The organism is Pseudomonas sp. PLMAX (assembly GCF_046042685.1).
In the GTDB taxonomy this organism is placed as follows: domain Bacteria; phylum Pseudomonadota; class Gammaproteobacteria; order Pseudomonadales; family Pseudomonadaceae; genus Aquipseudomonas; species Aquipseudomonas putida_AE.
In genome coordinates this window covers 4,117,018-4,137,716 of sequence record NZ_CP064949.1, presented here as the reverse complement: position 1 = coordinate 4,137,716, position 20,699 = coordinate 4,117,018, and the positions used below count along the sequence as shown (strand labels likewise).

Below are 20,699 nucleotides of genomic sequence, written 5' to 3'. Positions count from 1 at the left end.
CTGCAACCGACCGCGGTTACGGCCAGAAACGGACACTTACGGGCGGACGGGGCCTTTGATTGAGTGCAAATTTAGTAGATGCAAAAATTGAAGAGAAAATGAAGGTGCTGCTGTGAGCAATTAAGAGCCGTTCCATCCGCACAAATCTGACAACTATTTAACGCTGAACTACGCTGCGATACGTACCCCTGACCTGAATTTTGTGAAGTAAGGAACTGGCGCATGCGCAGCAGGTTGCTCGCAACATTGTTGGTTGTTTTGGGAGTGTTCTGGTCTGTGCTCCTATGGGCCGAAGACACTCCGAAACCGGTTGATGCTCCAGCCGTCGAACTGAAAATCGCCAATCGCAGCATCATGGTGTTCCGCGCTACGTTGCTGGGCGAAGCCCCCGAAACCCGGGTCAAGAGGGCGAAAACCGCAATCAATGAAGCCCTGGATGATGCTGACGATCTGCGTGTTACTCTCGATTCGATTCAGAATAGTTATCTGGTGCTGCTGGGCGCCAAGCGTGCCTTTATCGTTTCGCCCCAGGATGTCGATGCAACTGAATATGAATCGGTGCAGCAGGCCGCTGAAGCGGCAGCTGAAAAACTCCGTCAGGTTGTAACCGAAACCCACGAAGCGCGCAGCTTGCGCCTGATTCTGCGGTCCTTGGTGGCGACAGCGCTTGCCACCGGTATTTTTATCGCTTTGCTCTGGGGCATGGCGTATCTGCGCCGTAGATTGCTGAGGAAACTGCCTGACTTGATGCATCGGCACACTCAAGCGTTGAAAGTCGGGCGTGTGCAGTTGATCGATGCCAATTACCTCTATCCGCTGGTTAGTCGTTTGCTCGGGGTGCTGCGCTGGCTCGTCGTTTTGCTGCTCACCTATGAATGGTTAGGGTTTGTCCTGTCGCGCTTTCCCTATACCCGACCCTGGGGTGAAAGCCTCAATAACTACTTATTGGAACTCGTCGACTATTTGCTGCAAGGCGTAGTCGGGGCCATCCCAGGCCTGGGCGTGGCGGTGGCCATTTTCTTCATTGCCCGGGGTATAACGGCTTTTGCTCGGCGGATTTTGCGGCGCATGGCGACGCCCGGTACTTTCAGTTGGCTGAATCATGAAACTCTGCAACCCACCCAGCGCCTGACTTCGCTGGCGATCTGGCTGTTCGCATTGGCCATGGCCTATCCCTATTTGCCCGGCGCCGGTACAGATGCCTTCAAAGGCTTGTCGGTACTGATCGGTTTGATGATTTCTCTCGGTGCCTCCAGTGTGGTCGGGCAAGCGGCAGCCGGCTTGATCCTTACGTACACCCGCACCTTGCGGCCGGGGGAGTTCGTGCGTATTGGGGAATACGAAGGCACGGTGACTGAATTGGGGATGTTTACAACACGCATCCGAACAGGGCTGGGGGAAGTGTTGACGCTGCCCAATTCGATGATTACCGCAACCGTCACCAAGAACTATTCGCGTGCTGTGCAAGGCCCCGGTTATGTGGTCGATACGGTGGTAACCATTGGCTATGACACGCCGTGGCGCCAGGTGGAGGCGATGCTGCTGGAAGCCGCCAGGCGCACGCCGGGTGTTCTCGAAGAACCGCCCGCCCAGGTGTTCCAGACCGCTTTGTCCGACTTCTATCCCGAATATCGACTGGTGGCCCAGGCCATTCCAAGTCAACCCCGGCCGCGCGCAGTGTTGCTCAGCATGTTGCACGCCAATATTCAGGATGTATTTAACGAGTACAGCGTGCAGATCATGTCCCCGCACTATCTGGGCGATCCCAGCGAAGAGAAAAAGGTACCGAGGGACAAGTGGTTTACCGCACCCGCGCAAGAATCGAAGGAATTTGACGGCCATTGAAGGGAGTTCACACAATGCTTGAGTTTCTGCTTCATGCGTTGCGTACCGATCCGGAAATTGCGGTGTTCCTGGCCATCGCACTGGGCGTATTCATCGGTCGCATTCGTATCGGCAGTTTTCACCTGGGGTCGGTGGCGGGCGCTCTCTTGATGGGACTGTTGATCGGCCAGATCGGCCTGGAAGTACCGACTGGTTTGAAGTCAGTATTTTTTGTGATGTTCATCTACGCCGTCGGCTTCAAGAGTGGGCCAGAGTTCTTCGGCAGTCTCAACCGCGGTACGTTGAAGCTGGTGGTGCTGAGCGTAGTGCTGTGCGCAACCGCTCTCGGCTCGATTTTGTTGATGAACGCGATATTCGACTTCGATGCCGGTTTCACCGCCGGGCTCGGTGCCGGTGCGCTCACCGACACGGCGATCATGGGCACCGCCACCAGTTCGATCAATCAGCTGGCGATCGATGCCGCGGCCAAGGCGCAGCTCAACAGCCATATGGCGATTGCCTATGCCATCACCTACCTGTTCGGCACCATCGGCCTGATCGTGTTTGTCGGCAGCATTGCGCCGAAGCTGCTCGGCGTGGATCTGCGTGCTTCGGCGCGGGAACTGGAGCTGGAACTGGGCATCGCCAAGGACGAGGACACCATTACCGTGCCCTACACGCGCATGGTGGTGCGCGCGCATCAGGTGGCGGGCAACAGTGCCGCGAATGGACTGAGCATTGCCGACTTTGAAAAAATGCACGAGTCTCTGACCATCGAACGGGTAGTGCGCGATGGTCTGATTATCGAGCGTGATGAAGGTTTGACCCTCAAGGTCGGCGACATCGTCGGAGTCTACGCCTTGCGTGAAGTCGTTGGCCCGCTGTCGCAGTGGGTGGGGCCGGAGATCGACCATGCCGAATCCCTTTCGTTTCCGACCCGCGAGGTCGATATTGTCCTGACTTCACCGGAGTTTGCCGGCAAGACCATTCACCAGGCCAAATCCCGGTTGGAAAATACGCGGCGCCTGGGCTGCTTTATCATCTCCATTACCCGCCAGGGCTACGAATTGCCGTTGCTGCCCAATACCGTGTTGCGTCGGGGCGACGTGCTTAAGCTGACTGGCCGCACCGCCAGCGTCGAGGCACTGGCCAAGCGCTTGGGGCGGATTCGTGAGAGCAACTACAAAAGCGATATTGCCGTGCATACGCTCGGGATGGTCTTGGGTTCATTGCTGGGGTTGTTGTCCACGCATGTAGGGATGATCCCGGTGGAACTCGGCATCGGCGGTGGCGTGTTGGTCGCCGCGCTGTTTATTGGCTGGTATAACTCGCGCCACCCGGAAGTCGGCGCATTGCCGCCGGCCGCGCAATGGGCGTTCTCCGAGTTCGGCTTGACCGCCTTCGGTGCGGTCGTCGGTTTGCTTGCGGGCCCGGCGGCGTTCGCCGCCATGCGCGAGCAGGGCCTGGCACTGCTGTTGTCTGGCGCTGTGGTGACAATTGTGCCGCCGCTGGTGGCACTGTACTTCGGTCGTTACATCCTGCGCCTGCACCCAATGATCCTGTTCGGTGCCCTGGCCGGGGCGCAGACCGAGGCGGCGTCGATGAACAAGATCATCGAACAGTCCGGCAGCAACACCCCGGTGATCGGCTTTACCGTCTGCTACGCGATTTCCAACGTGCTGCTGGCGGTGTGCGGGCCGATCATCGTGTTTGTGGTGGCCGGCTGAGGGGCTGGCCTAGAAGCCACTTTCGCGCATGAACACCGCCATCACATGGGTGGCGCCGTCGGCCAGCAGGCTGCGGCGCTCGCCTTCGATTTTCAGGTGACCACGGGTTTCGCGCAGGGCCGGCAAGGGTTCGTCGAGCTGGATCAAGACCTGGAACAGCGCCGCACTGGGAATCAGCGAGTGTTCTGCGTTCGTGGTCGGCACCGGCCCGCCATAGCGCGAAGACAGCATGCGGTGAGACAGCTGGCTGGCCCGGGTGCTGCCGATCTGCAGCACATGCCCGCCAAGCGGCGTAGTCTGGCCGTCCGGGTAGAAACGCACGCGATCGCCAGCAGCCAGGCGGTGTACCTGATCCTGGGCGACATAGGCATCCACCTGCCAGCTACGCGGATCGATCAGGATGCCCATAGGCTCCTGACGACCGATCCACTGGCCGGCTTTCCAGTCGGGATTGACGTCCAGCCAGACCCCGGCGAAGGGCGTTTGCAGATTGAGCCGGGCGATTTCCGAACGGGCGGCCCGGGCTTCTTCGAATTGTACGTTGAGGCGCTGGCGGGTCACCGCATCTTCAGCGAGGCCGCCGGGATCGGCCAGCAGCCCGGACAATCGGGCTTCGTAGCTGCGCGCGTTGGCTTCACTGCTGCGCAGGCGTGAGGCGATGTCCGGCTCATCGAGCACCATCAGGGTTTCCCCGGCCTTGACCAAACCTTCGGAATGGATTGATTGCAGGCGCGCCGGGTAGGGCGCATAGACCCGCAACTGTTGCTCGGCGCGGGCCACGCCCACGGCGTCGATCTGGCTGCGCCAGGGCATTGCCAGGCTGATCAGCAACAGTGCCAGTGCCGCATAAAACAGTACTTTGCGCCGGGGCGGGACGCTCGCGCGATGTTGCCACCAGTGGCTGAGTTCGCGCACCACCGGCAGGGCGATAAACCAGGACAGTTCGACCATGAACAAAATGATCCCTAACAGTTTGAAGAAGAACAGGTAGACCGCCAGGGCAATCCCCAGGAACAGCACCAGGCGATACAGCCAGGTCACGATGGCAAAGGTCACCAGCAGCCGCCGTTGCCCGGTGGGAAAGGTTTCCGGCCATGGCTCCTGCAACCCCAGCAGGTTGCGCCGCAAGGTGACGCGCGCCAGCGCCGAGGAGCGCTCGTGCAGGTTGGGGAAGTCGAGCAGGTCGGAGAGGATGAAATAACCATCGAACCGCATGAACGGACTGGCGTTAAGGGCCAGCGACAGCAGCCAGCTGGTGGTTGCCAAGTAGAGCAGGGCGTTGCGCAGGGCGCCCGGATCGCAGATGGCCCAGCCCAGGGTCGAGAGCCCGGCCAGAGACAGTTCGGTGACGATACCGGCCGAGGCGATGGCCAGGCGTTGTCGCGAACGGCTGAGCTTCCAGCTCTCGCCGGTGTCGGTGTAGAGCATCGGCCACAGCACTACGAAGGCGATGCCCATGTGCCCAACGCGCAACCCCAGCCGCGTCGCCACCAGGGCGTGCCCCAGTTCATGCAGAGTCTTGGCGACGATCAGCGCCAGGGCAAAACTGAACAGGCCCTCGGTGGAAAACGACTCGACCACCGCATGGGTAAACACGTCCCACTGCTGCAGGACCAGAATCACCCCGAGCAGGCTCAGGCTCAACACCAGCAGACCGGTGAGCGGATGGAACAGCCAGCCGAGCATCCCGGCCAGGCGTTGCAGCGGTTGTTGCGGGTGCAGCAGTGGAATGCGGAAAAACAGGTAGTGATGCAACCACCAGCGCCAGCTCAGCCAGCTGCCTTGTTCGCCCTTGGCTTTCAAGCGTTCCAGGGCTTCGGGACCGGAGCGCAGCAACTGGTGCTGTTCAAGGAATTGACGGAAGTCGAGGACCTGTTCGACCGCAGGCTTGAGCGCTGTGACTTCGGCAATTTGTTCGCTGATCTGCCGTGGTGACTGGCCCCAGCGCAGCAGGCACTCGAATTCCAGCCAGCCAATGCGGTAGAAGCGGTTGATCACTGTGTCCTGGATGACCCAGGCCGGTTCGCCGTCGCTGCCATCGGCCGCTTCGCTAAGGCGCAGGTCTTCTCGCAGGGGCGGCAGGGGCAGGTCTGCGGGGTCGTTCATCACCAGCCACTCCACGCCCGCAGCGTCGCCAGCGGTCGGCGTAGCAAGTAATAACCGAGCATCACCCGCCCGCCATAGAGCTTGGCGGTGCCGTGCAGGCCGAGGCGCGCATGTGCAGGCTCACCTTCAATACTGGCCAGCAGGCGGTAGGCGACCACACCTTCATCGCTGGGGCGGGCCTGATAGCTGGTTTCGAGGATCTTGCCCTTGAGCGGTGTCAGCGGGTAGGCGGTGAGAAACAGGGTGACTTCGGCCCCTGGTTCCAGGGCAATGGCGTCCGCCACCGCCAGCTGGATCAACATGGCCGGCTGGCTCGGATCGGCCACCTGCATGATGCGCTCGCCAGTCACTACCGGCTTTCCCAGCCAGTCGTTGGGATCACTGAACACCGCCACGCCGGCCCGCGGTGACAGCACCTGGGTACGCTTGAGCTGTGCCTGTACCGCCGCCAGTTCCGCCCGGCGTTGTTGTGCGCGGCCTTCGAGCAGGGTCAGTTCGTTCTTGCTCTGGGGGTTGTCGAAGGCCCGCTGGCTGGCGGCGAGCAGCTCGGCGTCAGCCACCATGACTTCCTTGCCCAGGACCTCGGCACGACTGCGCAGCGTTGTTTCGTCGAGGACGAACAGCGGCGTGCCGGAGTCCACCGGCTGGTTGGGGCGAACCTGGATCTGTTCGATCACCCCGTCGATGGGCGAGCTGATGATCTGTGCCTGGCGCGAGACGATCTCTGTCGGCGCCAGGGCAGTTTGCCGCACGGGCAGCAAGAGCAGGGCGCCCAGCACGATCAGGCCCAACAGCAGTTGCTTGCGATTGGGCCACCAACGACCCAGGCGCCGGCGCCGGCTCAGCGCCGCCCAGCAGTAGCCCCAGGTGTTGACCAGGCCCTTGAGGTGCGGCCAGAACATCGCTGGCGGCTCCTGTTCCAGCAGCAGGATCAACAGGCCGAGACGTTGCCCGCCACGGTCCTCGACCGGCACGCACCACAAGCCCGCCGGCCACCACTCGTTCCAGCCTTCGGCTATTTCCTCGGGTGCGCTGACCTTGTCCTGGCTCAGCCACACCGGCTCGCCCGCGGGCACCTGAGCCGCCAGCCAGCGACTGGCGCGCCGCAACCAGACCAGGTAAGGCGAATCCTCGCTGGGCCGCGCCAGACCGGAAACATTCAACAGCTCCAGTGACGAATCGCGTTGGGCAAACACCAGTGCTTGATGAAACGGCAGCAGCGGGTACAGGTCGTTGGCCATGCTGAAGGCCAGGGCGGGCAGGGTTTCGGCCGCCATGGCCTTGTCACGCAGGGCATCGAGTTGCAGCAGCAGATTAGGGTGCGGCAGTGGCTCGTTCATGGTCATGGCTGAGCACTTTTCTGCTGCGCCGTTTCCTCGTTGAACCGTGCGGTGCCGCTCATGCCGGCCATCAGGTCGGGGTATTTTTCGTCGAGGCGTGCTTCGAGCTCGACGGTCTGGGCCACGGCATCGACCCGTGAGTTGATGGCGCTGACATGGGCCGGGTAGGTTTTCCCGGTTTCATGGATGCTGACTTGCAACGGCAGGCCGGGCTTGAGGGATTTGAGCAGGTTGGACGGTACGTTCAGTCGCACTTTCAGGGCGCCGTCGCTGACCAGGTCGAACAAGGGCGTGCCGGCGGTGACGGTCTGGTACGGCTTGACGTAGACCTTGGCGATGCGCCCGGAGAACGGCGCGAGCACGTGGCAGTAACCGCTCTGTGCCACGCCCATGGCCCGGGCACCCTCGGCCTTCTGCACTTCGGTATTGGCCGTGGACACTTCGATGTCGCCCACGGCATTGAGCTGGCGCAGTTGCTTCTTCGCTTCGAGGTTCTGTTTGGCCATGGCCAGTTCGGCCACGGCGACCTTGCTGCGGGCTTCGGCCTCGTTGCAGTTGAAGCGCGCCAGCACCGCGTTTTTGCCGACATGCTCGGCGAAGCCGGTCTTCAGCTCGCCGAGGGTGCCGGCCATCTGGCTCGACAGGGTGGTTTCCAGTTCCGCGGCCAGCAGCACGCGAATGGCACTGGCACCTTCCATTGAGGGGGCCATTGAAGGGGCCGACGGTGTGTCGTCGGCGTTGACGGGCAGGATCAGGCAGGCCAACAACAGGGCCCCGCAACGGGACTCAAGGGCGGTTTTGCGCATTCGGCGTTCCTTGCTGAGAGATGAGCAGGCGTTGCTGTTCTTGTTCGTTCAAGGTGCGCTGGATTTCCCGGGCCAGGGTCTTGACGTCGTGTTTTTCGATTTCAGTGGGCAGCACGTCCAGGCCGACCGAGTTGTACAAGCGACCCCATGCCGCCTGGGCACTGGAGAACGCCGCTTCGCGCTGATAACGCGAGAGCAGGTAACGACCTTCGGAGCGAATCACTTCAAGCTCGGAACCCAGCGCGCCGGTCTTGGCCGCAGTGGCATAGTCGAGCAGGCTGCGATCGACCCGCAGGCTGTCTTCGGTGAACTCGACTTCCTGGCGCGCCAGTTGATAACGCAGGGTGCCGACCCGCACCTGGGTGAGGATCGCCATGGATAGCGCCACGCGGCGGGTATCGTCGGTTTCGCTCTGGGACTTCTGGGCGGCATTGAGCGACGGCAGTTGCAACAGGCGCAGCAGGTTCATCGAGACTTGCAGGCCGGTGGCGTTCCAGTCGTTGTTGTACAGGTATTTGTTGGAGTCGTAGCGGTAGCCGAAATCGACGCTGACGTTGGGCCACAGCTGCGCCTTGGCGATGTCCAGGTCTTTCTGGTTGACCCGCTTGCGGTACCACTCTTCCATGATTTCCGGGCGATGTTCGAGCGACAGCTGCTCCAGCTGCGCCATGCTCTGGCGCACCTCCGGCAATGGCGGGTCCGGCATGTCGGCGAGGACCATTTTCGCCCCTGGTGGCAGCGACATCAGCGCGGACAGCTCGGCCTGGGCGAACTCCAGGTCCTGGCGGCGCACGGTCAACAGGTAGATCGAGTCCAGCAGGGCGCGCTGGTAGGCGAGGATTTCCTGGCGCGGCAACAGGCCACGGGTCTCGGCTTCCCGGGCCGAAGTCAGGGCGGTGTGGGTGCGCATCAGCAGCTTGTCCACTTCCGGTAGCAGGCGCTGGGCGCCCAAGGCGCGCCAGTAGGCGTTGCGCACATCCTGCAGGACGTTCTGCGCGACTTTGCGCCGGCGTTCCTCGGCCATGAGGATCTGGTCGGACTTCTGCTGGGTGCGGTAGTAGGCCACGCCGAAGTCCAGCAGGCTCCAGCTCATGCCAAGGCCATACAACTCGCGATAGCGCTCTTCGGAGGTGGATGCACGCAAGCTGACCTGACGGTCTTCGATGCCGATCGAGGTACCGCCGGAGTCATTGTTGCGTCCGGCATAACCGGCCGAGGCCACCAGGCGAGGCAGCATTTCATGGCTGGAGACGTCGCGCAGGTCCGACGCGAGGGCGCTTTCCATCAGCTTGAGGCGGTAGTCGAGGTTGTATTTCAACGCCCGGGCTGCCGCATCGTAAAAGGTGATCGGCGCGGTCACCGGTTCCTGGCCGGAATACATGCGCGTCTGGTCGGCGATCATCCGCTGGCGGTTCTCTTCGTCAGTGGCGGGCTTGGGCTCCAGCGACGAACAGGCACTGAGCAGCATGGCAGAGGCGATGGCAGTGCTGATAAACCGGTTCGAGTTTTTTGGCATGTTCAATCCTTTATGCTCTTCGTATCGATTCTGTTCGAACACTTCAATTACCCCGGCTGTCGGGACGCAGGCGTTGGGCGGCGTTGCGCAGCTGTGCACTGAATCCTCGGGCCGGGCGTTGCTCCTGACGCGGCTCCTGATGCTGCTCCGTCTGCGCCGGGCCACGGGTCAGTTCCGCTGGATCAATGGCGAACAGCGACGGATCGCTGAGCAGGCCGTCGGCACTTAGGCCGATGCGGCCGTGGCGGCCGAGTATCCAGGTCATTTCCATTTCGGCATCGAGCCTGCTCTGGCGCACCGCATCCGCAACGTATTGGCCCGGCACCAGACCCAGGCCATTGCCGAGGGATTCGCTGAGGAATTCGCCGTTGGAGGCCAGGCGCAAATTGCTGCCATCGGCGTTCCAGGTCGACAGTTCCAGGGCCAGGGCGGCGCGTTCGACCACCGGGGTGACGAAAATCGCCGGCACCGGATCCGGCAGCAGCAGGCTGCCGTTGCGGTTGCCCGTATCACGGTCGAAGAAATTACCCTGGGGTGCCGGAATGAACGGCGTGGCGACGTCCAGAAGGATCACCAGTTCGGCCTGGTCGGTGGCGCCGTTGATGTCACTGATGGTGTAGGTGAACACATCCCGCAGCACCTGGCCCAGGCCGGCGGCGGCGAGCACCTGCGGGTTGCTCTGGTCGATGGTGTAGGTGTAGCTGCCATCGGCATTGAGCACCAGGGTCCCGTAGAGGCCACGGATCGGCTGGCCGATCACGCCCGCCGTACCGCTGCCGTCCTCGGCGCCGGTGCGGATGCCAACCACTTGCAGGTGATCGTTGCCATCCACGTCGCTGTCATTGGGCAGGACATTGCCGCTGGTTTGCGGTGCAGGGACCTGGTCACTGGCGGTGGCGCTGTCGTTTTGCGCCACCGGGTTGTCGTTGGCGCCCTGGATGACCACGGTCAGGCGCGCATCCGAGGTGGCGCCGGCGGTGTCGCGCACGCAGTAGGTGAAGGTTTCGCTGAGGGTTTCGCCTGCTGTGCGCAAAGCCTGGACAATAGGATTGCTGTTGTCGATCAGGTAGGTGTAGCTGCCGTCGGAATTGAGGATCAGTTGCCCGAAGCGACCGGTCAACACTTGCCCTGCGCTGGCGGTCTGGCCGTTCTCGCCGGTGACGGACTGCACCTGTTTGCTTTCGCCATTGGCCACGCTGTCGACATCGCTGTCGTTACCCAGCACATTGCCCGTGGCGTTGCTGCCCGGCGTGCCGTTGGCTACGCCGCCGGCCTCGATGGCGGTGGATTGGTCGTCCTGGGCGATGGGCGTGTCATTGCTGCCGTCGACGGTGATGCGCAGCTCGGCGACGCTGGTGGCGCCGAAGAAGTCGGACAGGGTGTAGCTGAACACATCGGTCAGGGTCTGGCCGCTCTGGCGCAGCGCCTGGACCACCGCCAGGTTGTTGTCGACCGTGTAATGCCAGCTGCCGTCGGCATTGAGCACCAGATCGCCGTAAAGCCCGCGCAGTGTGCTGCCGAGGGCGCCGCTGGTGCCGGTCCCGGTGATGCCGCCGGTGCGAATCTCGCTCACGCTGAGGGCATCGTCTTCGACATCGGTGTCATTGCTGATCACATTGCCGCTCGGGTCGATGCCCGGCTGGCTGTTGTTGAGGCCACCGGCTTCGACCGCCGTGCCCGCATCGCCATTGGCCACCGGTGCCGAGTTGCGCCCACGGATGATGATATGGATTTCCGCCAGGTCGGTTTGCCCGCCACGGTCGGTGACCTGGTAGGTGAAGCGTTCGTTGAGGAACTGCAGCGGCCCAAGCGCCAGTACAGTGGGGTTGTTGGAGTCGACGATGTAGGTGTAGTTGCCGTCGGCGCCGATGATCAACTGGCCGAACAGCCCGTTGACCAGGGTGCCGTTGGTGTTGTCGGTACCGGCGTTGACCAGCGTCAGGCTGCCGCCCGCCGCTTCGGTACCGAAGCGGATTCCGGTGACGACAAGACTGTCGCCCTGGTCGACGTCGGTATCGTTGGGCAACACGTTGCGGGTTGGGTTGATGGCGTTGCCCTTACCGTTGTCGGCCACTGCGAGGGCCACATCGTCATTCGCTACCGGAGCATCCCAGGCACCGTCGATGCGGATGCTCAGTTGGGCGATGTCCGTGGCGCCTGCGGTGTCGCGCATCCGGTAGGTGAAGGTTTCCACCAGGGAATCACCGACCTTGAGTGCCTGTACCGCCGCCAGGTTGTTATCGACCGCATAACTGTAGGTGCCGTCGGCATTGATCGTCAGGGTGCCGTACAGGCCACTGAGACTCTGGGTGGCGCCCAGGGTGGTGAAGGTGCCGCCGGCGGCTTCGCTGCCCGTGCGGATGTCGGTGACAGTCTTGGTGTCGCCGCTGTCGATGTCACGGTCGTTGCTCAGTACGTTGCCGCCAGGATTGACGCCTGGCGTGCCATTGAAGGTGCCGCCAGCCTCCACGGCCAAGGTGCTGTCGTCCTGGGCCAGGGGGTTGTCGTTGGCACCGACTATGACGATGGTCAGGGTGGCGTTGTTGGTGGCGCCGAACAGGTCGCGGATGCGGTAGGTGAAGGTCTCCGTCAGGGTATTGAGCGGTGTGCGCAAGGCCTGCACGCGCAGGTTGTCGTTGTCGACCACGTAGGTGTAGCTGCCATCGGGATTGAGCAGCAGGGTGCCGAACTGCCCCCTGAGGCCGCCGCCGAAGGTGCCGAACGTGGTGCCCTGGTTGAACTCGATGACGCTCAGGGTCTCGCCGTTGCCATCGACGTCGGTGTCATTGTTGAGCACGTTGCCGCTTGGGTTGAGCCCTGGCCGGTCGTTGTTCAGGCCGCCGGCCTCGGTGGCCAGGTTGATGTCGGGGCGGGCCACGGGCGTGTCGTCGCGCCCGACGATGGTGATGCTCAGGCTCGCACGGTCCTCGGCGCCACTGGCATCGATCACCGTGTAGCTGAACAGGTCGGCCAGGGTCTCGCCGAAGCGCAGGGCCTGGACCTCGGCCATGTTGTTGTCGAGCCGGTAGTTATAGCTGCCGTCGGCGTTGATCGTCAGCCAGCCATAAGTACCGCGCAATTCGCTGCCCAGGGTGCCCGCCGTGCCGGTGGCGAATTCGCCGCCGGTGCGTATGCTGGAAACGGCCTGGGTCTCGCCATAGTCATGGTTCGGCAGGTCGGCGGGTACTTCGCCACCGTCGACGTCGGTATCGTTGGTCAACACATTGCCGATCGGGTCCTGGCCCGGGCGGTTGTTGTTCAGGCCGCCGGCCTCGATGGCGACGGAGGCGTCATCGCCGGCGACCGGGGTGTCATTGCGGCCACGGATCAGGACGATGATTTCCGCCGAGTCGGTTTCCGGCACCGGCCCGACGCTGTCGCTGATGGTGAAGGTGAAGCGCTCCAGCAGCAGATCGCTGCCGGTGCGCAGTGCCTGCACGTCCGCATTGAGGTTGTCGAGTGCGTAGCTGTAGCTGCCGTCCGGGAAAATCGTCAGCGTCCCGTACAGGCCTGCGAGCACCGTGCCACCGATGTCGACCGCGATCGGCGTGCCGCCGTCACCGGTGCCGCCGGGCTGGATCAGGGTGACTGTCAACGGATCGCCATCCGGGTCGGTGGCATTGACCAGGACATCGCCGGAAGGGTCGACTCCCGGCGTGCCGTTATCGATGCCGCCGGCTTCCGTCGCCAGGCCCACCACCCGTTGCGCAACGGGTGGATCGTTGACCCCGTGCACGGTGATGACCAGCTGCGCGGTGTCGGTCAGGCCGTTGGTGTCGGTGATGCGGTAGGTGAAGACTTCGTTGAGGGTTTGTCCCGCCTGCAGTCCCTGGACAAGGGTGTTGGTGCTGTCGACATCGTAGAAATACGAACCGTCGGCGCCGATGCGCAAGGTGCCGTAGAGGCCGGTCACCACAGTGCCGTTGGCCTCGGTGGTGCCTGCAGTGACGCCGCTCAATACATCGATGGCCGGGTTGTAGGTGGCTTCGCTCTTGTTGATGACGCCATCCACCCGCAGCTGGGTATTGGGGCGGTCCGCCGAGTCGATGTCCTGGTCGATGCCGTTGCCACCGGCCTGGTCGATGGTGCCGGGCCGGCTAGGGAACAGGATGACGTTGCCGGTCGGGTTGCTTTCCGGCGTTGTGCCGTTGGTTGGGGCTGCTTGAGCTTCGGCGGCGTCGTCACTGGCCACCGGGTTGTCGTTGGCGCCCTGGATGACGATGCGCAACTGCGCCACGTCGTCGAGGCCGCCGGCATCGGTGACCCTGTAGCTGAAAAACTCGACCAACTGCTGGCCCGGACTCAGGCGCTGCACCGTCAAGTTGTTGTTATCGACTGCGTAGCTGTAGGTGCCGTCGGGATTGATGGTCAGGGTTCCATACAGGCCGATACTCGGGGTGCCCGCGGTCACTGGCAGAAATGCACCCGATGCGGCCTCGGCGACGGGCCGGATGCCCGTCACCGTGCGGGTTTCGCCGTTGGCAACGCTGTCGACGTCGGTGTCGTTGGTCAATACGTTACCGATGGCATTCTGGCCCGGAGTGCCATTGGCAACGCCACCGGCTTCGACCGCGACGCCATCTTCATCCACGCCGACCGGGGTGTCGTTGGCGCCCTGGATGGTCACGGTCAGGGTGGCCGTCGAAGTGTCGCCAGCGAGGTCGCCGAGGACGTAGTTGAAACTGTCCTGCAGGGTCTGCCCGGTCAGGCGCAGGGCCTGCACCGTGGCATTGTTGTTATCGACCACGTATTCATAGGAGCCGTTGCTGCCCACCAGCAGTTGCCCATACAGGCCGTTGATCACCACCACGCCGGTGACGGGCGTCTGGATGCCGGCACCGGGACCTACCGAGACCACACGCAACTGGTCGGCGTTGGTGGTGATATCGACGTCGGTGTCGTTGGCCAGCAGGTTGCCCCGCGGGTCGATACCGATCACGTTGTTGTTGGTGCCGCCGGCTTCGAGGGCGGTGGCGACGTCGTTGACCGCCACGGGTGCGTCATTGACCGGGTCGAGGATGATCTGCAGGGCGTCGGTATCGCTCAGGGCATCGCCTGCGCCGCCCGGAGAGCCGTCGCCATCGGCATCGCCATAGTTGCCCTGGTCGTTGCTGGTGACCGTCAGGGTATCGGTGCCGTTGAAGTTCGCGTTGCCCAGGTAGAACAGACCGGCCAGCGCGGTATTGACGTTGGCCAGGGTGCCACTGAGGGTCAGGGTCGCGGTATTGGCGCCGCCGACGGTGACGCCGGGCACCGTGGCGCCGAGGAACAACGTGCCATGGAGCACCTGCAAGGTCACCGTGACATTGCGGTCGTTGACGTTCGGGTCGCGGTCGACATCGATGTCCGCCACGCTGATGCCAGCGATGCCCAACGCCACATCTTCCTGGCCGCGCTGGGGGCCGGGCAGGGTATTGACCGGGGCGTCGTTCTGTTCGACGTAACCGGCATCGGCACTTTGCGTGGCGGCATCGCCCAGGCTGATGGTGATCTGGCCGAGGGTCCCGGCATCGGTGTCGACCCGTACACGCAAATCCCCCAGTGGCTGCGGGTAGCTGACCAGGCCGGGCGGCACGTCGATGCGGAACACGCCCAGGGGCAGCACGCCAAAGTGGTATTGGCCGTTGGCGTCGGTGACGGTGGTGAACTGCAGGTTGTCGGCGGTGGTGGCCAGGTTGCCGTCGAGCCCGGCCCAAGTCAGGGTCACGGTCTGGCCGGCCAGGCCGGCGCCGTCGGGGATGGTGCTAGCGGTGGGTGAGGCGGTGTCGTTCCACAGGGTCCCGGTGATGACGCCGAGCCCGGCGTTGTCGCGCAGGATGTACTGGTTCGGCCCGACGGTGCTGCCGGTGCGCTCGCCATTGACGGTACCGTCGACGCCGACAAAGTTGCCGCCCCAGCTGGTGAAGTCTTCAGGCAGGCTGCTCCAGGTCAGGGTCGCATTGCTGCTGGCGACGATGGCCGCGTTGGGCAGGGTGACCTGGTAGCGCACCTGAATCTGTGCGCCAACGTCCAGTTGATCGAAATTCACGCTCACACCGCCCGTGGTGCTGAACGTCACGCCAGCGGGCAGGTTGCCCGGGCCATAGGTGGTGCCGTTGATGGTGACGCTGACCAGGCTGTAGTTGGTGCCGCCGGCGAAGCTGTCGCTGACTTGCGCGTCGAAGGCTGGCAGGCCGCCGTTCTGGGTGAAACTCAGTTGCACCGTGGCACTGCCGCTGGTGCCACTGGGGTTCGGGTCGAAGGCGACGATCTGTTTGTCCAGGCCGCTGAAACTCGGCTCGACGATACGCTCCAGCACCGTGTCGCTGTTGGCGCGGCCCGCGCCGTCGACGATCTCGTGGGCGGAGACGGCCAATTGCGCACCGGCGATGTTGCTGGCGGTGTTGGTGACCCGTACGTTGAACTCCAGGGAGATGCCTTCCAGGTCGTCATCGTTGCCGTTGCCATTGACCACGTTGCCGAGGTTGAACGTCACCATCTGGCTGCCGTCGGCATTGGTGACGACCGTGACCCGGCTGGGGTCGAACACACCCTGGGGCGCCAGGCCCGAGAGGTCGGGGGTAATCGGCAGCGCTTCCGGGCTGTTCTCGTTGCCATTGATGTCGAGGGTACCACCTACGATCAGGTTGGCATCGCTGACCAGGCCGCCGTTGGAAATGAAGGCGATGCGTAAGGCGTTGACCAGCGCATCGGGGGAGATGAACTCCAGGCCGTTGGCCAGGGTGATCTGGATCTGATAGTTGGGGTTGTTGCCCTCAGGCACCAGCACCACCACGCGGTAGCGGATCACTTCGCCGATGGTCACCTGCTCGGTAGGGGCGGTGGTCGGCGCCGGTGCGGCGGTGTCGGGCAGGCCACCGACCCGCGAGATCTCAATGGCCTGGGCCACCGGGACGATCAGCGTGGATATGTTGCGATAGTCATTGAGCGTGCCGCCGTTGAGCGGGCCATCGACCCCGGTACGCTCGCCGGCCTGCGGGCCGTCGAGGCTGGTCCATTGCACGGTGGCGACGTTGGCGAAATTCGACTGCGCGGCCGCCGAGGCATTCACCACCCCGGTCAGGCTCAGCACGATGCTGCCACCCTTGGCGATGTCGATGTTGGCACCGTTGACGGTGCGCAACTGGCCACCGACCAGTTCGAAGTCGACGCCACCGTTATTGGTTGCACCGTTCTGATAGAACACGCCGACCAGGGTCACGTTGTCGAGCTGGGTCGGCAGATTGTCGAGGAAACTGATGTCGAAGGCGTTGAAGTCGCTGCCACCGGCACCGTTGCTGATGGTGATGGTAAAACTGACCGTGTCACCCTGGTCGTAGCCGCCGACGCCGGCAGTGGACGTCAATATCTGGGAGACCTGCAGCGTCGGCTCACGGATGATCACGGTGGGCTGGCCGCCGCTAAGTGCGACGGTGCGGTCCACGGCAACGGCGCCATTGGGCGTGTCGCTGTCCGGGTCGGAGAAGACCAACTGCGCGCTGTTTTGCAGGGACAGGTTGGCCTGGTTGCCGATGACGTTGTTGGCTACCAGCTGCAGGCGGATCACGAAGGTGTTGTTACCGGTCTGGTTGTCCGCCGACACACTGGAAACACTGAAGGTCCAGCGCGCATCGGCGCCATCGACTGCGGTGCCGTTGAACGCACCGATCACCACGCTGCCGGCAAAGTCGGCACCCAGGGCGCCACTGCCGGCGCGGGTGGTGATGATCTGGTAACCCAGGCCGCCGTTGAAGCTGGTGTCCAGGCGCATGCCCGGTGGAATCAGGTCATCAATGCGCAGGTTCTGCGTGCTGCCTTCGGGCAGTGTCACGACGATGTCGTAGCGCATGCTTTCGCCGATCACCAGGTCGCTGCCGGTGGTGTGGCTGGCACTGGAATCGCCGTTGTCGAGGCTGCCGTCGGCGAAGACCTTGCTGATGACCGGCGCCGCGACCTGCTGGTTGGCCAGGTCGCTAAGGTCGGTCGGGGTGAAGTCGCTGCCGCCGTTGACGCTGGCGTAATTGCTCAGGGTCGCATTCGATTGCAGGGTACGGCTGGCTTCAATGGTGCTGCTGACCAGCACGTCATAGCTGATCACGACCAGATTGGTGCCGCTGGTATCGGCTGCGGTGCCGTTGCGCCCAGCGAGGAGAGTGGCCTGGCCGCCGGCGTCGAGGAAGGTGATTTGGTTGCCGGTCACGCTGTAATCGGTGCCCAGCACCAGTAACGTGCCGTCGCCCCGGTAAATCTGCAGGTTGGCCGCCGCCAGGCTGCCGCCGACAAAGCTCAGGCCGGTGGGCAGGGTGATGCTGGTGGTGACGTCGTACGCGCCGCCGCCGCCGGTGTTTTCCAGCGCCGTGACCAAGCGCAGGCTGTCGCCACCGTCGATGTTGACGATATTGCCGTCTACGGCCGCCAGATCAGTGACGCTGCCATTGAAGGGCACTCCGGTGCTGCCCGGTGGGTTCCAGCTGCCGGTGGTGTTGCTGACGCTGCCATTGGTACCGGAGACCACGCCGTGCTTGATGTTCAGCACAGGCTCGGCCACCGACACAATGGCCACCACATCCGAGGAAATTAGCGTGCGGTCGGTGAGGGTGGTTTGCTGGGTCGATTGCGCGAGCACGTCGAGGGAGCGCTGGTCGGCGAACGGCTGATCGCCCACTCGCACGCTGAAACGGATGACGATGCGGCTGCCCGCGGTGTCCTGGGTGGCAAAGCTGCCGAAATCGAACACCAGCGAGTTGCCGACGCCGCTGGTCACACTGACCACGCCGCCGGCATTGGTATTGCCGGGGCCGATTTGCCACTGGCCGACATCACTGCCCACGGTCCAGGCGATGCCAGTGACGTCGAACAGCGGCAGCGGCAGGTAAGCGGTGAGCTTGAACTGTTCATAGTCCCCGGTGACCAGGTCGTAGCTGAGCTCGAAGGTCACTTCATCGCCGGGGCGCAATTCCCCGGTGGCCGGCGGCGTGCCGTTGTTCACTTCGACCAGGTTGATGTCCACGGTGCTGGTGGGGATCACGCTGGTGGTGGCGGAGGTGTCGGTTTCGCTCTGGCCGGTGAGGTTGAACGGGTCTTGCAGCAGGGTGCCGTCGACCACCGCCGAGTTACCCAGTTCGTCGCCTTCGTTGATGTCCGGCTGCGGGTTGCCCGAGGGCGGCTTGTAGGTCTGGCCGACGATGGCCGAATAACTGAGCACCGCCAACACCGCGCCTTCGATGCGGTCATCGAAGGCCAGGTCGCCGTTGAGCCAGCCGCGCACATTGAAAAAGGCATTGCGCAGGGACTGGCCGATATCGAAGGCCATTGAGGTGCTGCCGTCGGCATTATTGACCACCGTAGTGACGAGCGTGATGGTCTGCGCGACGCCGTTGATGGTGACGGTCATGGTCGGCGTGCCGCTCAGGGCCTGGCCGTCGCTGAGCTGGTCGCGCACGATCAGTTGGCCTTCGTTGAAGAAGTCCTTGCCGAAGGCGAAGTAGTCGGAAATCGCCAGGTCGAGGTTGTACTGCAACGTATCGCCGGGTGTGATGCCGCTGTGGCCGATGTCGGTCTGCAGCGTCGCGGTCTTGAGCAGGGTGATGGATTTGGCGATGAACTCGGTGGGGCGCCCAGTGCCGCTGAAGTCGATGGTGGTGTTTGGTGCCGTGACGTCCCGGGAGTCCAGCGGCACCCATTGACCGCTGCCGGTCGGGGCGCCGAGGGTGATGGTGACCGCATCGCCGGTGACCGGGTTGATGACCGGTGCACCATTGGCATCGACTTCCGGCACATAAAACGCCACCAAGGTATCGGTCTTGCCCGTGAGGCTGGCGTATTCCACGGTGAAGGAGTTGATGTAGACATTGTCGGCGGCAATCAGCGCGGCGATTTCCGTCGAGTTGGTCACTACCCTGCCGTCGTGCAGAGTGATCGAGGTCAAGCGTCCGCCGGCGGCGGGGGTAATCGCGGTGACTTGCACGTTGTCCGGCAGCGGCTGGGTAATCACCACGTTCGACAGAGTTTGGCCCGGGGCCGGCGTCGCGGTCAGCGTCAGGGTGCGGCCAAAGTTGGGGCCGGTTGCGGTTTCGCCCTCGGGAGTGTTGAGGGTTTCATTGAAGGTAATGATGGTCGGATGCACCACGAACGCAGCGGTACCGGCCTGGATCAGGCTCGGATCGTTGAGCGGGTTATCCAGGGCATCGTTGCCGAACTGGAAGCCGCCGCTGGCGCGCAGGCTCAGGTCGGGGCTGCCGTCGGAGAAACTGGTGTCGGCCAGGTTGCTCAGGCTGGCGTTGATCTGCACCGAAATCACCGGTTGCTGGTTGGTGACGCTGGCAAACGGCAGTTCAATGACCACCAGTTGATCGCCAGGGCGCATGCCGTAGGTCGATGCGTTGATGATCAGGAAGTTGCCGTTGGCGTCCTTTGCCAAAGGATGGGTGGCGTTGCCGGACGCATCGAAGGTCACCAGGTGGGAGATCAGGTTCTGTCCCAGGTAAGTGGCGGAGATGAAGTTCACTCCGTCGTCGCCGTCCTTGCCGGTGGTCGGGATCGCAAGGTTGATGAAGGGCGCGAAACCGGTCTGGGTGGAGGTGTTGCTGAAATCCACGGTGAAGCTGAAGTTATCGCCCAGCAGTACGTCGCTGCCAGCGGTGGGCAAGGTGGTGGTTGGTGCGGCGTCGGCGAGCAGGCCGTCGAAGCCGGCCATGGCGAAGCTGCTGATGGCGGTGCTCTTGTCGATGTCGCCGACCCGGGTTTCCAGGGTCCAGTCGCCACCGGCGCGGGTGTTGCCGGTGTCATTGCTGGAAGCGGCCACGTCGGCGCCGGTCCAGCGCGCCAGTTCGGCGACCAGGGTTTTACCGGCCGCCCCGGCGCCGACGTCGCAGCCATAGAGCTGGATATCCGCGCCCTGGGTCAGGTTGTTGCGCCATTGTTCGAGGGTCTGCCCGAGCTGGGCGACGTTATCGGCGGTGACGGTGCGGTTGCCAAGGGTGAATTGCCCTGCGGCACCATGGGACATGACCTGGATCGAATCGACCTTGCCCAGTTGCGCCAGCGCCGCGGAGATCGCTGCCAGGCCGTCTTCGCCCGGATTGACCACGATGGCGGTGACGTTACCAGGCAACTGGGCGACCAACTGCTCTCGGTTTTCGATGCGGCTGTCGAGCACCAGTAGCGTTCGAGCAGCTGACGGCGCCGGTTCAGTGGCCGGATGGCCCTCGTTTGGCGTGGCATGGGGAACATCGACTGCGGCCGGGGCAGGCGGGGTACCGGCCGGATCATTCTGATGCTGATCCACGGCAGCAGAAGCCGCTGCGCCGTCGAACAGAATTCGGGGCTCCAGTGCGAGCGCCTGACTTTGCGGACGCAAATGAGAGCTGGAAAAACCACGCCGCGACTCTTGCATACTAAA

Annotated in this window: 7 protein-coding genes; 2 read left to right on the top strand and 5 right to left on the bottom strand. The window is 63.3% G+C overall.

Annotated features, from left to right (window positions below; translation table 11 throughout):
* The first annotated feature begins 222 nt into the window (after nt 1-222).
* Both DKB71_RS18765 and aspT read left to right on the top strand, forming a co-directional pair.
* Nucleotides 223-1,845 carry a mechanosensitive ion channel family protein gene (locus DKB71_RS18765; protein ID WP_408596531.1) on the top strand — a complete coding sequence of 541 codons (1,623 nt, stop codon included), beginning with the start codon at nt 223-225 and terminating at the stop codon, nt 1,843-1,845.
* Nucleotides 1,846-1,859: 14 nt separating this feature from the next.
* Nucleotides 1,860-3,551: an aspartate-alanine antiporter gene (gene aspT, locus DKB71_RS18760; RefSeq protein ID WP_408596529.1), complete on the top strand. Its 1,692-nt coding sequence runs from the start codon at nt 1,860-1,862 to the stop codon at nt 3,549-3,551.
* Nucleotides 3,552-3,560: 9 nt separating this feature from the next.
* Here the strand turns inward: aspT and DKB71_RS18755 are convergent, their stop codons facing one another.
* The 5 genes from DKB71_RS18755 to DKB71_RS18735 are packed head-to-tail and all read right to left on the bottom strand — an operon-like array spanning nt 3,561 to nt 20,693.
* Nucleotides 3,561-5,657, bottom strand: a complete 2,097-nt coding sequence (locus tag DKB71_RS18755; RefSeq protein ID WP_408596527.1) for an HlyD family efflux transporter periplasmic adaptor subunit — start codon at nt 5,655-5,657, stop codon at nt 3,561-3,563.
* Nucleotides 5,657-7,003 carry an efflux RND transporter periplasmic adaptor subunit gene (locus DKB71_RS18750; protein ID WP_408596525.1) on the bottom strand — a complete coding sequence of 449 codons (1,347 nt, stop codon included), beginning with the start codon at nt 7,001-7,003 and terminating at the stop codon, nt 5,657-5,659. The genes DKB71_RS18755 and DKB71_RS18750 overlap by 1 nt, the downstream gene beginning before the upstream one ends.
* A complete protein-coding gene (locus DKB71_RS18745; RefSeq protein ID WP_408596523.1) occupies nt 7,000-7,803 on the bottom strand; it encodes an efflux RND transporter periplasmic adaptor subunit in 804 nt (267 codons plus the stop codon). The genes DKB71_RS18750 and DKB71_RS18745 overlap by 4 nt, the downstream gene beginning before the upstream one ends.
* The gene (locus DKB71_RS18740; protein ID WP_408596521.1) at nt 7,784-9,319 is read right to left on the bottom strand and encodes a TolC family protein; all 1,536 of its coding nucleotides are present in this window, start codon (nt 9,317-9,319) and stop codon (nt 7,784-7,786) included. The genes DKB71_RS18745 and DKB71_RS18740 overlap by 20 nt, the downstream gene beginning before the upstream one ends.
* Before the next feature lie 43 nt (nt 9,320-9,362).
* Complete coding sequence (locus DKB71_RS18735; protein WP_408596519.1) at nt 9,363-20,693, bottom strand: VCBS domain-containing protein; 11,331 nt, start codon at nt 20,691-20,693, stop codon at nt 9,363-9,365.
* Between the last annotated feature and the right edge of the window lie 6 nt (nt 20,694-20,699).

What these genes read in the sequence shown, in the direction of transcription:
- DKB71_RS18750 (WP_408596525.1), bottom strand. Translation starts at nt 7,003, where the DNA reads ATGACCATGAACGAGCCACTGCCGCACCCTAATCTGCTGCTGCAACTC.
- DKB71_RS18740 (WP_408596521.1), bottom strand. Translation starts at nt 9,319, where the DNA reads ATGCCAAAAAACTCGAACCGGTTTATCAGCACTGCCATCGCCTCTGCC.
- DKB71_RS18745 (WP_408596523.1), bottom strand. Translation starts at nt 7,803, where the DNA reads ATGCGCAAAACCGCCCTTGAGTCCCGTTGCGGGGCCCTGTTGTTGGCC.
- DKB71_RS18735 (WP_408596519.1), bottom strand. Translation starts at nt 20,693, where the DNA reads ATGCAAGAGTCGCGGCGTGGTTTTTCCAGCTCTCATTTGCGTCCGCAA.
- aspT (WP_408596529.1), top strand. Translation starts at nt 1,860, where the DNA reads ATGCTTGAGTTTCTGCTTCATGCGTTGCGTACCGATCCGGAAATTGCG.
- DKB71_RS18755 (WP_408596527.1), bottom strand. Translation starts at nt 5,657, where the DNA reads ATGAACGACCCCGCAGACCTGCCCCTGCCGCCCCTGCGAGAAGACCTG.
- DKB71_RS18765 (WP_408596531.1), top strand. Translation starts at nt 223, where the DNA reads ATGCGCAGCAGGTTGCTCGCAACATTGTTGGTTGTTTTGGGAGTGTTC.